At 66.1% G+C, this 13,339-nt stretch carries 12 protein-coding genes; 1 reads left to right on the top strand and 11 read right to left on the bottom strand.

Annotation, left to right across the window (positions count from 1 at the left end):
- Window positions 1-9: 9 nt before the first annotated feature.
- The 11 genes from AWY79_RS14375 to AWY79_RS14325 all read right to left on the bottom strand — a co-directional run bounded on the left by AWY79_RS14375 (window position 10) and on the right by AWY79_RS14325 (window position 12,654).
- Window positions 10-1,191, bottom strand: coding sequence for an OmpA family protein (locus AWY79_RS14375; protein WP_066807262.1), 1,182 nt, complete (start codon window positions 1,189-1,191; stop codon window positions 10-12).
- A 104-nt stretch (window positions 1,192-1,295) separates the two neighbouring features.
- Window positions 1,296-1,631, bottom strand: coding sequence for a hypothetical protein (locus AWY79_RS14370; RefSeq protein ID WP_066805414.1), 336 nt, complete (start codon window positions 1,629-1,631; stop codon window positions 1,296-1,298).
- A 9-nt stretch (window positions 1,632-1,640) separates the two neighbouring features.
- Window positions 1,641-2,912 carry a YIP1 family protein gene (locus AWY79_RS19155; protein ID WP_066805412.1) on the bottom strand — a complete coding sequence of 424 codons (1,272 nt, stop codon included), beginning with the start codon at window positions 2,910-2,912 and terminating at the stop codon, window positions 1,641-1,643.
- Window positions 2,913-3,004: 92 nt separating this feature from the next.
- Window positions 3,005-4,207 (bottom strand): glycosyl transferase family 2, encoded by a 1,203-nt coding sequence (locus AWY79_RS14360; protein WP_066805410.1) that lies wholly within the window; start codon window positions 4,205-4,207, stop codon window positions 3,005-3,007.
- A complete protein-coding gene (locus tag AWY79_RS14355) occupies window positions 4,204-5,277 on the bottom strand; it encodes a glycosyltransferase family 4 protein (protein WP_066807260.1) in 1,074 nt (357 codons plus the stop codon). Before AWY79_RS14355 ends, AWY79_RS14360 begins: the two co-directional genes overlap by 4 nt.
- 90 nt (window positions 5,278-5,367) lie before the next feature.
- Entirely contained in the window at window positions 5,368-6,006 is a 639-nt protein-coding gene (gene fliS, locus AWY79_RS14350) for a flagellar export chaperone FliS (RefSeq protein WP_066805407.1), read from the bottom strand.
- 13 nt (window positions 6,007-6,019) lie between these two features.
- The gene (gene fliD, locus AWY79_RS14345) at window positions 6,020-7,711 is read right to left on the bottom strand and encodes a flagellar filament capping protein FliD (RefSeq protein ID WP_066805404.1); all 1,692 of its coding nucleotides are present in this window, start codon (window positions 7,709-7,711) and stop codon (window positions 6,020-6,022) included.
- Between the two features lie 162 nt (window positions 7,712-7,873).
- On the bottom strand, window positions 7,874-8,758 hold the full coding sequence (locus AWY79_RS14340; protein ID WP_066805402.1) for a flagellin N-terminal helical domain-containing protein: 885 nt from the start codon (window positions 8,756-8,758) through the stop codon (window positions 7,874-7,876).
- Between the two features lie 272 nt (window positions 8,759-9,030).
- A complete protein-coding gene (locus AWY79_RS14335; protein WP_066805398.1) occupies window positions 9,031-10,689 on the bottom strand; it encodes a CgeB family protein in 1,659 nt (552 codons plus the stop codon).
- A 127-nt stretch (window positions 10,690-10,816) separates the two neighbouring features.
- On the bottom strand, window positions 10,817-11,599 hold the full coding sequence (locus AWY79_RS14330; protein WP_066805395.1) for an AsmA family protein: 783 nt from the start codon (window positions 11,597-11,599) through the stop codon (window positions 10,817-10,819).
- A gap of 68 nt (window positions 11,600-11,667) precedes the next feature.
- Complete coding sequence (locus tag AWY79_RS14325) at window positions 11,668-12,654, bottom strand: zinc dependent phospholipase C family protein (protein ID WP_066805391.1); 987 nt, start codon at window positions 12,652-12,654, stop codon at window positions 11,668-11,670.
- A gap of 85 nt (window positions 12,655-12,739) precedes the next feature.
- On the opposite strand from AWY79_RS14325, the gene AWY79_RS14320 reads away from it, so the two are divergent.
- Window positions 12,740-13,267 (top strand): hypothetical protein, encoded by a 528-nt coding sequence (locus tag AWY79_RS14320; protein ID WP_066805389.1) that lies wholly within the window; start codon window positions 12,740-12,742, stop codon window positions 13,265-13,267.
- Window positions 13,268-13,339 lie beyond the last annotated feature (72 nt).

Raw genomic sequence — 13,339 nt, 5'->3', positions numbered from 1 at the left:
GTCAAGAAATCATTGGTTGGCCGGGGGCGCGAGCCTGATCTCCACGCGCCGGTTGCGCTGCTGGTCGCCGTCGGTCGTGCCCGCGGTCAGTGGTCGGGTCTTGCCGTAGCCCACGGTTTTTATCAGGGCGGGGTCCGCCTTCCAGCGGTCCACCAGGTAGGTTTTGACCGCGTCGGCCCGGCGGCGGGAGAGGTCCAGGTTGTACTGCGCGTCCCCTGCCGCGTCCGTGTGGCCGCCGATGACGATCTCCCGGCCCCTGAGCTGCGGGGAGCTCAGGCTCTCGCCCAGGGCGTCGAGCAGGGGATAGGACTGCTGCTGGATGACCGCCTTGTCGAAGTCGAAGAGGATGTCGAGGTCCACGCCGGATATCTGCGGCCGGGTCGCGCCGTCCTCGCCCGCTGCGGGTGCGGCGGGCGTTCCGCTTGCGCCGGGCGCGGGAGCCGCGCCGGTTCCCTGCGTTGCGCCCGGTTCGGGCGGAAGGTCGCTGCCGTCGGTCCCGGCTCCGTCCGGGGCGGGGAGCAGCCCCTGCTTCACCTCTTCCGGGGTGGTGGCGTACTGGTAGCGCGCCTCCGGGTCGGGCAGCCACGCCTTGAGCGGGATGGCCATGTCCTTGGCTATGGCGCGGATGATCCTGTTGAACGGGGCGTCGTTCATGCGCGTCTCGTGCACGAAGTAGACGTAGTCGTCGGGGTCGCGTTTCTCGATGCGCCCGGACTGGAGCATGGTCCAGAGCAGCTCCCCGCTGCCCGCTGCGTAGATGTCCACCTCAAGGGTCACGGCGGAGTCGTCCAGGGTGTGCCCGTCATAGAAGTAGGGGACCTTGCCGATGATCAGCAGGTCCGCGCCCCGCCTGCGGGCCGTGTTCATGGCCGAGGACAGCCCCTGGTAGCCCGAGCCGGACTCCAGCTCCATGGTGGTGAAGAGCCGCTCCTCGGTCCAGGCGTTGAAGAATATCCCGGAGAAGGAGGAGGACAGGGCCGCGTGGTCACGGTTCTCCTGCTGGATGACGAAGGGATGGAAGTAGGCCGTCAGGGGGCTGATCTGCCTGCCCTTGGGGTGCAGGGAGACCTGGAGCGCCGATTTCCTGACGGGCGCGTCCGTATAGACCTTGATCTGATCGGTCAGGGAGAGGTCCACGTGGGAGCACGCGGTCAGCATTAGCAACAGTGCTGAAAATATGATTTTTTTCATGTCGTCCACCGGCTGCGGGTTGGTGCCTTTCCCCGGCGGCCCGTCGCGCGCGTGACGGGGCCGGGGTTGTCGTCGGGGACGAAGCAATATGTATGCCGGTCGGCCTACTGAAGCGTCTGGGTGGGGGAGGGCGCGGATTCGATGGATTCCAGGAGCTGTACCCTGGATTCCTCAAGCCCCTGGCGCAGGAGCAGCTTCTTGCCGGTGGACAGCTTCCGGAATTCTGGCCGGTCGGCCAGTTCCGAAAGCCGGTCCATCTCGACGATGACGCTGCGGATGAGCTTGTGGATGTCCTTTTCGCGCGGGTTGAGCTGGGAGGCGAGCAGGGCGAGGTCGCGGATCTCCATGGCCATCCGCTTGAAGCTGCGCGGGTCGACCTGCCGGGCCAGCTTGCGCTGGGCTTTGACCGCCTCGATCCTGTCCTTCAGCCAGCCGAACACGGCGTGCTCCTAAACGGTGGCGATCTGCGCCGTGACCATGGAGGCGACCACGGCCATGAGCAGCAGGACGGTCAGGACCACCACCCCGGCGGTGCGGATGGAGGAGGTCTCGTGGATGTACTTCAGCCCGACGGCGGTCAGGGCCAGAAACCAGAGCACGCTCAGGCCGAGGTTGCCGATGACCAGCTCCACCAGGGGCAGGGGCAGGATGCCGATGATGATCGGCGCATAGGCATAGGCCACGGCCCGGAAGGTGCCCTCGAAGCCCTTTTTCGCCGATTGCAGGGGCATGAGCATCAGGTGGAACAGCCCGGCGAAGAAGAATATCTCGAAGGCCACGGCGGCGGGGCGCAGCAGGAGCATGAACAGGTCGTCCGCCGTGGTCGGCGCGGCCGCGACCATGTCCGGGCTGGTTACGTCGATGCCCGGCATGAGTCCTACGGCGGTCCAGGCGTACTGGGCCACGGACTGGATCATGGCCACCAGGATGGCGAAGGTCAGGGGCTTGGACAATCCGTTGCCCACGGGCATGACCGAGAAGAACAGGCGCGGCGACAGGAGGACCAGCTTGATGGTCAGGAACAGGCCCCGGAAGAAGCCGTAGCGGTCGAGCTGCTCGAAGGGCGGCGGAACCTGCATGGAGGCGGAGGCCGTCTCGTCCTCTTCTTCCGCGAACTCGCCCTGCATGGGATCGGGGAAGTCCTCGTTGAACTCGCCGGTCCAGCCGGGAACGGGCTGCTGTTCGCTGTCCTGCCCGGGTTCCGGCTCGTCGCGGTAGACGTTGCGGGGCTTTTCCGGGGGCGTCATGGTGTGCAGCCGCTGCCACAGGGCGTCGCCGGAGTCGTTGTCCGCGTCGGGCAGTCCGGGGAAGGCGCGATCGGTCTTTTCCGTGATTTCCTCGGTGTCGTCCGCGTCGTCGGTCTCCATGAGCGATCCCTGGCGCGGCTCGACGCCCCGGCGGAGCTTGCGCAGCACCGGGTCGGCCGGGCTCTCCGCCTCGGCCTCGCTGGGCGCGGGCGCAGGGGATTCCCGTTCGGTCACGGGTTCGGGCGCGGGAGCCGATTTGACCTCGGGAGTCGGCTCGGCTGCGGGCTTGGGGGCGCCCACGGGTTCGGGCGCGGCCTCGGGCGCGGGTTCATCGATGATGAAATCCGGCTCCGGCAGGTCGCGAAACTTGAATTTGGTCTGGCACTTGGGGCAGGTCGCCACCTGGGAGCGGGCGGGGATCTTGGACTCGTCCACCTCTCGGGCGAACCTGCACTCGGGACAAATTATCTGCATCGTCATTCCTTGAAAGACATGATTCGTGTCACCGCTGAACGGTCGTATACATTTTGTAGGCCGGAATCAAGCGGACTGCAACGGGGTTGTGGTCAGGCCGGGTTTTCCTCCAGCAGGAGCATTTGGAGCGAACCCATGAGAAAGGACGGCTCCGGCATCAGGGCGCGGCGCACCGTGGGGTAGTCGTCGTTGAGCAGGTGACTCGTGATCCCGCCGCCCGCCTCGTCGAACCGTTTCAGCTTGGCGGCCAGCTGTTCCGGGGTCTTGTTCAGCCGGCTATGGTGCAGGATGAAGGCGTCCAGGGCCAGGGCCGTGCGCCCCTCCACGCCGGTCAGCCGCTCGTGCACGGGCCGGGTGAAGCGCACGGACTCGCGGTTGCGGAACAGCCGCAGTTGCAGGTCGGGCCACAGCCCGTAGCCCGCCTTGAACCGGTTCGCGTCCGGGTACAGGGTCAGGCGCGGGAACCAGCACGCCTCCAGCCGCTTGACCAGCATGCAGGCCGTGAACAGCCCCCAGACATCCTCGCTGAACCGCTCGTCGCCGTCCAGGTACAGGACCCAGTCGCCCTCGCAGCGGTCGAGCATGAAGTTGCGCTGGGAGGCGAAGTCGTCCAGCGGGCGGGCGAAGTGGCGCACCGGGGCCGCGCAGGGGTACTCGGTCTCCGGCACGGTTTCTCCGTCCCAGACGACCACCACCTCGCGCACCCAGTCCGGGAACTGGGCGAAATATCCGGCCAGGTCGGGCTCGTCGGGGCTGAGGATCGCGCCCACGGACAGGTCCGGGGCCTGGACCCCGACGTGGCTCAGGTACGAGCTGTTGATGGCCTGGTGCGGCTTGGCCGCGGAAAAAAGGCGTTGCAGGCCGCGATACCGGGTCCGGTCCTCATCGCCCAGGTCGGGATTCAGGACCAGGGTGGCCTTGTCCGGGGTCACGCCGGACAGGGCCAGCAGGTAGAGCAGCGCCCAGGGCGAGGTGTCGGCGGCCGCCAGCGCCATGTCGTCCTCGCCGTTCCAGCCGGCGCGGTCCCTGAGGAAGGCGCGGGCCGTGGCCGGGTCGGTGTCGCAGGCCACCAGCCGGACGCCGTGGGGCAGTCCGTCCCTGAGGGCATCGGCCAGCCGACCGTCCCCCAGGCCGAACAGGACCAGATCGGGGTTGCCGCTCTTGCGGACCAGCCGCAGGCTGCGCTCGGCGGTTGCGGCCACGTCGGTCCCGGCGGCGGGAGCGGCGGGTTTTGCGCCGTGCAGTTCGAAGTCCAGGACGGCGGCCGTGTATTCTCGGATCAGGGTGTTGCTCATGAACGTATTCCTTTGCGCTGCAAGAGTTCCAGGTAGACGGATTCAAGCTGCCGGGTGACGGTTTGGGCGCGGTAGAGTCTCGCGCTCTTTTCCCGTCCGGCAAGGCCCATTCGCCGGGCCTCCTCGGGGTGGGTGAACAGGTGGGTCAGCGCCCGCGCGTACTCTTCGGCGTTGCGGGCCACGAGCCCGGTTACGCCATGCTCCACCAGCTCCAGCTGGGCGTTGTCGCGCAACCCCTGGCTGGGGTGGGTGACCACGGGCAGTCCGCAGGCCATGGCCTCGGCGATGACCAGGCCGAACGATTCCCCGGTGTCGTTTGCGTGGGCCAGGACCGGGACCGCGTCCAGGAAGGAGGCGATCTCCGCGTCTGTCTGCACCGGATCGTGGAAGATCACGTTGTCCGACAGCCCGTGCTCCCGGACGTAGTCGAAGGCCTCCGGCACCCCGCCGATGACGCGGTACCGGAAGTCCGGGAATTCGCGCATCACCAGGGGCAGGAACTCCAGGGCCAGCCGGGACCACTTGCCGGGATCGGCCCGCGAGATGCGTCCGGCGGCGGGCTCGGAGAAGTCCCTGTCGCGCCGCGCGGCGCGGGCGAAAAAGTCGGTGTCCACGGGGTTGTAGAGAAACGACCAGCGGGACGGGTCGGGTTCTATGCCGGTGGTTTGGTGGAACCGGTCCAGGCAGAACCGGGAGACGAACAGGGTCCGGTCGATGACCGTAGCCGGGGGGCTGGGGTCGAACCGGCCGAAGACGTTGGTCTCCACCACCACGGGCACGCGGGCGCGCTTGAGCGGCACGAGCAGCTCCGGCTCGGGCCAGCCCGCGCGGTGGACGTGCGCTATCCGGGGCCGGACGCGGTCGAGGACCGAGGCCAGGTCCCCGCCGATGTGGGTCTCCACGCCCGCCTCTCGGATCTGCCGCGCGCGCGGGCCGTCCTGGGGGCAGTAGACCGAGGCCCGGAACCGGGTCGGGTCCAGATTGGCCACGAACAGCTGGAGCACCTTTTCCGTGCCGCCCAGGTCGAGGCTCTTGATGACGTGGAGTACGCGGACAGGGGGTTCAACCATGGCCGAAAGGTGACACATGCCGCAGGTGTTGTAAATGACCGCCGGGGGGTTGTCTCAAACGAAACCGGCCCCTTGCGGGGCCGGGTCGGTTCATCGGTTGGCGTTGTTGTAGGCGTTGGCCGCGCGGAACTTGGCCGCCGCCGCAGCGTTGCGGATGGGCGACGGGGCCTGGGGCGCGGGCTGGGCCGCCGGTTTGCCCTCCTGCTTCTGGGGCGCCGGTTCGCCCGTCTGCGGCTGGGGGGCCGGTTTGGGCTGCGCCGGGTTGGCCTGGGCGGGCAGGATCGGCGGAGCCTGAATCGCCTGGGGCGCGGCCTTGGGCGGCTGGCTCCGGGACAGGGTGTCGCCGGGGTCGCCCTTGGCATCGTGGATGGGTACGATTTGGGCATAGGCCGAGCGCAGCCCGTCGAGGATGCGGATGACGTCGTCGATCATCTTGTTGTCCATCCGGATGTTGGCCTTGACCAACTGGCTGGTGCAGAACAGGTAGAGCTGGCTGAGCTTGGGCGTTATGTCGCCCCCCTTTTCCTTGTTCAGGCTCTCGGACAGCTCGTGGACGATCGCCATGGCCTTCGATATGTATATGCCTTTTTTGGCGTAGTCCCGGTTGTCGATCTCCCGCTGCGCCCGTTTGAGGAACTTGATCGCCGCTTCATAGAGCATGAGCAGCAGTTCGCCCTGGGTGGTGGTTTCGACCTGGGTCGCCAGATATGCCTTTGCTGGATTGGCCATCAATCACTCCTTGCTATTCAAGCTGTGCCAATGCCGCCTCAAGCTGGCCCTGCTGCAACTGGTACTGGCCGAGCAGCGCGTCCAGGCGGGCGTATTTGAGACGCATGTTTCTTTCCAGTTTTTCGATCCTGGTTTCCTCGTAGGCGATCTTGTCGTCGATGGAATCCATGATGTCGTCGTAATTGTTCTGCAGGACCGCCAGGGGGCCGCCTTCGTACGTGAACTTGTTGTACGGCTTGGTCAGCTCCTTGAGCTCGTTGATCATCTCGGTGGCCTTGCCGGTCTTGACCGCCACCGTGCCGCCGTGGGACCCGGCCGCGGTGTTGTTCAGCCTGACGGCCATACCCTTCGCGTCGCCCGTCTTGGCGGTGATTTCCCATCCGGAGATGGACGCCTCCTCGCCGTTGATGGTCGCGCTGACGATCTTGGTGCCGTCGCTGACCACCTGGACGTCGTAGACCCCGGGCATGGTGGTCCCGTCGATGAGGGAGGTGAAGGTGAAGTCCGTTGTGTGGCTGACCCCGGTGGGCTCCAGGGCGAACAGCTCGGCCACTGCGGTGGGGTCCTCCTCCAGGGCCGCTTCGAGCTTCTCGTAATCGATGATCAGGAGACCGTTGGTGGGCGACCCCTGGTCCGCGTCGGTCAGGATGCCGAGTTGGGAGAGGGCGGCGAACTTGTCGCCGGACAGTGTGTCCTCGTTCCAGGAGGTGAACCCCTGGCCCATTTCGGCGGTGATGTTCTTGAGATTCTGGGAAACGATGTCGATGCCGTAGTTGCCGGTCAGGACGGACCCTTCGCCTTCCTCGTCCACCTTGGTCAAGGCGATGATCCGGGCGCGGATGACGTTCACCGCGTCCACGAAGGCGGTGACTTTGTCCGCAATGTCCTTGGTGTTCGTGGTCACGGCCAGGCTGATGACCGAGTTCGGGTCGGCCTCCTTGAGGTTCAGGGTGATGCCGGAGATGACGTCGTCCACCGTGTTGGAGTCGCGTTCGATCCAGCCCGTCCCGGAGAGGGGAAAGCCGTCCACGCGGATCTGGGCGTTTTGTGCGTTCTGGGTTTCGGTGTAGCCGGAACCGAAGGCGAGGCCGCCCGCGTCGGTGATGGACAGCTGGTTGTCCGCGCCCAGCTCCTTGCCCGCGAGTTGGAGGTGGTAAGTGGTGCCGTCGAAGATGGTCGAGGCCTGGATCAGTCCGCGCGAGTCGGCGTGGTTGTTGATCAGGTAGACGAAATTCTGAAGGGTGGTGCCCGCCGGGATGTCGTCGATGGTGACCTGCTTGCCTCCGTAGGAAAAGCTGAAGGAGGTGGCCGTGGAGGTCAGGGACGAGGTCAGGGAGCTGGCCCCGGAGGTGGTGATCAGGATGTCGTTGGTGGCCAGCTGGTTGATGATCACGGAGTGGGTGGATTCCAGGGCGTTGGCATCCGCCGTGGCTGAAAGCAGGTTGGTGTTGGAGCTGCTCACGCCCTTGGTCATGAACTCGTTCATGGAGTTCATGCCCTCCAGGGTGGTCTTCAGGCTGAGCAGCTGGGTGTTCAGTTCCTGGAACTGATCGTTCTTGATTTCCCAGGTTTTCCGCCACTTCTCCAGGCGCGTCACACGAGTCCGCTCGACATCGATGAAGCCGTCGATGAGCGCGTTGAAATCGGTCCCGTTGCCGAGGCCGGTGAAGTTGATTGAACCCGATGTGTACGTGCTTTCTGCCATAGTTATACCCTTAATCGGAAGTTTTTTCCCCTTTCATTAGGTGTGAAATGACTTGCAAACCTGATGCCACGGTCTGTCTTGAAAAAAGTCCAGTTAAAACAAGGGGCCGGACCCCAGGAAGGAGTCCGGCCCGAAAGTCGCCTATGGCGAAGCGATTCGTGACTAGCCGATCAGGGACAGGGCCATTCTCGGCATGCTGTTGGCCTGGGCCAGCATGGAGACTGCGGACTGGGTCAGAATCTGGTTGCGCACGAACTCGGTCATCTCGGAAGCGACGTCGACGTCGGAGATGCGGGATTCGGCGGCCTGGACGTTTTCGGCCTGGATTTCCAGAACGGTAACGGTGTTTTCCAGGCGGTTCTGCAGGGCACCGAGGTTGGCGCGGATCTTGTCCTTGGAGATGATGGCCCTGTTCAGGACATCGAGGGACTGCTGGGCCAGCTGCTGCGTGGAGATGGACGCACCGGCACCGGAACCAGCGGCCAGGCCGACGCCGAGGGCGGAGGCGGTGGCGGAGTTGATTTCGATGTAGTAGTAGTCTTCCGAGCTGTCGTTACCGGTTCCGAAGTGGACCTTCAGCTTTCCGGTGGCCTTCAGGCCGGAACCGTCGTGGGTGCCGGAGAGGGCGCCGTTGAGCAGGTAGATGCCGTTGAAGTCCGTGGAGTTGGCGATACGGGTGATTTCCGAAGCCATGGCCTGATACTCGGAGTCGATGATCAGACGCTGGTCGGAGTTGTAGGTACCCGTGGATGCCTGCATGGCCAGTTCCTTCATACGGATCAGCTTTTCATCGATAACGCCGAGAGCGCCGTCAGCCGTCTGGATGAGGGAGATGGCGTCGTTGGCGTTGCGGATGCCCTGCTGCAGGGAGCTGACGTCGGAGCGCATGAGCTCGCGGACGGCCAGACCGGCGGCGTCGTCGGACGCCTGGGTGATGCGCAGACCCGAGGACAGGCGCCGAGTGGACGTTTCCAGGTTGCCGTAAGAGACACCCAGGTTGCGAGACGCGTTCATCGCCATCATGTTGTGGTTGATAACCAGGGACATAATTTCCTCCTTGAAATTGTTTTGGCTTCCATGCCTAGGTTTTCAATCCGGCCGATATTGGATTTGGCCGGACAAACCTTCGTGTGTTGCCCTCTTCATCGGCTCGGCCTGAGAAAACTTTAGGCTGGCTAAATGTTTTTTTTCATACCTTATTACGCGCGTAAGAACGGCGGCGGAGGAGAACCGTCGGGAACGCGGCAAAGTGCGGCCCGTTTCGGAGGGGAAGGGTACCCATGGTCCGGAGGAGACAGGGGAATCGCGGGGCGGCCGGATCAGCCGAAAGTGGCGCGCATGGTCTCCACGAGGTTCGCCAGGCGGCGCTCGTAGGTGTGCTCGGCCAAAATGCGTCGCCGTGCGGCGGTGCTGACCGCCCGGCGCGCGTCGGGGGCGGCGGCGAACCGCTCGACCAGCTCCGGGATGTCCTGCGGTTCGCGGTACGTTACGGCCTCGCGGTCCAGGTCGAAGAGGTCTTCCATCTGCTCGCGGTGGTCGGTCAGGAGGAATCCGCCGCAGGCCGGAACGTCGAAGACGCGCTGGTTGACCGCGCCCTTCATCTGGCGGCTGGTGCAGTTGAAGTTGATTTCCGACAGCGGATAGAAGCGGGGCAGGTCGTCGTAATAGTCGAGCGGAGGCAGGAGCCGCGTTCCTGCGCCGAGCAGGCCGGTCCAGCCGTCGTCGCCCACCACCAGCGGGTCGAAGGGCAGGATGGTCTGCACGCAGGCCAGCCGGTATCGGCGGGTGGCCTCCCAGGTGAGCAGGGACTCGGCAGCCAGCCTGCGTTCCCTTGTGGGCAGGGCGGTGATTTCCCGCGTCCAGTCGGTCCGTTCGCGCTCAAGGAACCGGGCCACGCTGGTCTCGCCGGACGCGCCGAAGGCCGCGGCCACGGTTTCGTATTCTTCCGCCAGCCTGTCCGGAAGCCCGGCCAGGGCCAAACACCTGTCCACCGGGCCGGTCATGGAGCTGCCCACAAAGGAGATCGGGGCCCTCCATTCCGATGGTCCGCGGCCTGCGCCGGGCCGGAACCGCTCCGGGTCCGTGGCCAGGGGCAGGTAATGGACGTTTCCGAATCCACGTTCGCGCATCGCGTCCAGGTTGCCCGCGTCAAAGGTGAAGATGGCGGTATTGTCCGCGCCGGGGTGGGCGTAGTCGAAGAGGATCAGGTGCGGGTTGTCCACGAACCAGGAGGCGAGCGGCAGGCCGAGGTCGGCCAGCAGTCCGGCCAGCTTGCCCTCGCGGTCCAGGCCGAAGTGGTTGACGGTCAGGGCGAAGTCCGGGCGGAAGTCGATGACCGCCTTGAGCAGGTTTTCGATGAACGCGCTGCTGCCGGTTTCGCGGTCCTCCAGGACGATGGATCGGTGGGACGCGCCGATCCGGTCCAGTCCGGCCCTGATCTCGCGGCACAGGAAATAGTCGGAGTCGAAGAAAAGCACGCGCGGCGCGGTTGAGCGGAACTTGGGGTAGCGGGCCAGGGACCAGAAGTCCGTGCTGGCGCCCGCCTTGAGGGTCTCGGCCAGCGCGCCGTAGTACTCCCGGTCCAGCCGCTGGTACAGGGGCAGGACCACCGGATGCAGCGGCCCGCCGCCGCGATCCGCCCGCCACGCCTCCAGCCGCTTCAGGGCGGCCGCCGGGTCCGGGTCGTCCACCAGCAGGGAGGGCGCTGCTCCGGGGGGCAGCAGGGCGCGCATGTCCCGCTCCCGGTCCACCACCGCCGCCTCGATACCCTTTCCGGCCAGCCGCTCCAGGCAGATGCCCAAGCCCGTCCCGAGGAGCACGGGCAGTGCGCCCTGCGGCACTTCGTCGGCCAGCCGCTCCTCGCGTTCGGCCCCGCTGCGGCCCCACAGGTGCCAGGTCTTGCCCTGAATGCGGATGCGGATGTCGGCCAGCGCGCCGTCCTTTAGGACGGGTTCGGCGGTGTAGGGAGCGGTGGGCATGGATAGGTCAGTACTCCATTTGGCGCGCGCCCGGCAAGGGTGGGGCGGTCTGGATCGGGCTGTTTCGGGCGAAAAAAGGGCCGCCCCGGTCCAACCGGGGCGGCCCGCAATGGCTGATAAAGCGGAGTTACTCTGAACCGAACAGCCCCTTGATGGCGCCGCCAACGGATTCGCCCGCGCCTTCCACGGCCTTGCCCGCGCCCTTGGCCGCCTTGCCAAGGGCCTCGGTGAGCTGCTTGCCCACCTCGGTCACGGTGCCGGTCACGTCGCCGGTCATCTCGCCGAGAATCTGGGCGAACGCCTCGGCCGGGGTGATTTCCTTCTCCTTGCCGATGTCCTTCATGTGGATGTCCGGCAGGGCGATGCCCACCCCCTTGTCGCCGAAGACGTCGACCAGGGAGCCTCCCAGGTTGATCCTGCCGTTCCTGACGATGAAGTTGTTGATCTGGATCTTCTTCTCGGCCCCGGTTTCGGTCTCTCCGGCCTTGGCTTCCTGCTTCTTCTCTCCGGCCACGGTCTTCTGGATGTTGTTGACGATGGTCTTGAAGTTGTCGGTGTTGCCGCGCTTCTCGTAGCTGATGACCGGGCTGTCGACATAGATTTCTTCGATGATGATCCGGTCGGTGGTCAGGGAGTCGGTAACGACCTTGACCCGGATGGTTCCGCACTCCACGGCGCTGGGCATGGTGAATCCCTGGGGGTTGCCGAGGTAGAAGTCGGACAGGGTGCCCGAGCCGCTCAGGATCGAGATGTCCGCCGCGCCGAGGCGGACTTCGGTCTTGGTGATGGGCGGCCCGAATTTCTCCACGGCCGTCTTCACCAGATCGCCGAGATTGAGAATGACGAGGACGACCATGGTGACGATGGCGACGACCAGCGCGCCGGCGCCGATGAGGATGTATTTCTTCATGATAACTCCTGGATGAAATTTTCTGGCTTGTGGAAGCCTAGGATATTTGCGGCGTCAGGGCAACCATGTCAGCGCATTTGTTGCGGAAGCTTCGGGATCGGGTGGGCGGCGACGTGGTGCATGGCCGTGGTGGCCGACCCGGGGCTGCCGGAGTCCAGGGATGGTCCCGGTCCGTCCAGGGGGCCGGGCGCGCCGTCGAAGACCATGGGTTCCAGCCTGCGGCACAGCGCGGCGGCCCGGTCCGCAGCGCGCTCCATGAGCAGGGCCAGGGTCGATTCCTGCGGCTCGCCCGACAGCGGGTCGGCCCAGCGGATCGCTCCCTCCACCAGCCCGGCCTGGGCCAGCCATTGCGGGGCGTAGAACAGGGCCGCGATCTCCCGCGCCGCGTTGGGCAGCCAGGGCCAGGCGGCGTGCAGCGTCCGGGCCAGCCCCCGGCGGGGGAACAGCCCTTGGAGCCGTCCGAACAGGCCCAGCGCCGAACTCAGGGCGGACGCCGCCCGGGTGGGCGCGATGCCTGCCATATCGGCCAGGCCGTCCACGGGAAGGGCGTCGAACAGGGCCGGGCCGAGGCTCAACACCTGGTTGCGCACCAGGTAGAGCGGGCGGCCGAGCATCTCCGGGCAGGCGACCATGTCCATGAGGGATTCCAGAGCGCGGTGGCGCTGGCGGGCCAGGGATCTTTCCTTCGGCGTTGGCGCGTAGTAGTCGCCGGTCAGGTGCCAGACCATGGGATGCATGACCGTGTCCGCCTCCAGGTGGGCGGCCAGCCCGATGAGCAAGGTTGCGGGCAGGTTCCGTTCCGGTCCGGCGGCTGCGCGCCGGGCCTGGAGCCGGAGCAGGGCGTAAGTGTCCTCGCCGCCCGCCCCGTGAATCCTGTGGCCCACCTTGGCCATGGGCAGGGCGCGCGGCAGGGCGGCGTAAAAGAAGACGTCGTGCAGCACCGAGCCCAGGAGCAGCCCGGCGGGGCAATGGTGCAGGCACGGCTCGAACCGCGTCCCGGCCAGCCGGGCCGCGGTCGTCTCGGCTATCTTGAAATGGATCAGTTCCTTGGGCATGTCGGTTCGCTTTAAGGTTTACCTGAGGCCACCCTACTTGATAATGTCGGCGCGGCAAAGGGAACTCTAACCGCGAGAGGCGCGCATGGCCAAATATCTGATCAACGAGGTACAGGAAATCGAGGACGCCGGGGCCGAAAAACGGTTCATCAAGGGCGAGAAGCGCGAAGACTATGCCGACGGCTGGCGCGATACCGGCAACGTGGTCCTGCTCGGCCTGCCGGGATCGGGCCGCAACGAGCTGGCCCGGCTGCTCGGCGAGCGCACGGGCAAGCCGGTGCTCGTTCCGGCCACACCCGCCGAGACCGCCGAGGTACTGGCGGGCAGCGGGGCGATCATCGTCCTGGACGACGGGCTGGTGGACCACGACGACGTCCGCCACCTGGTCCACGGCGCGGGCAAGGTGTTCTATCTCCTGGCCGACACCAGGCTGCTCTCCGGCCGGGTGGCCGAGCGCGACGGGGTGGAGGACGTTGAGGGGCTGTGGCGCGACCTGTCGGCCCGCCTGGCCGTGGTCGAGCCGGTGTTCTACAGCGCGCTCCACTTCATTCTCCAGGGATCGCAGGCACCTGCGGAGCTGGTGGAAGACGCTCTGGAGAAGATCGGCTACTAGCCCGGCCCGGGCCGGGGAAGCCCGTCCGGGCGGGGAGAGGCGGATGACAGCCCCCGCCCTTTCATGTAGTCT

The organism is Pseudodesulfovibrio indicus (assembly GCF_001563225.1).
Classification (GTDB): domain Bacteria; phylum Desulfobacterota; class Desulfovibrionia; order Desulfovibrionales; family Desulfovibrionaceae; genus Pseudodesulfovibrio; species Pseudodesulfovibrio indicus.
Note: the sequence above shows the minus strand (reverse complement) of the source record. Positions and strands in the feature narration are given on the sequence as shown.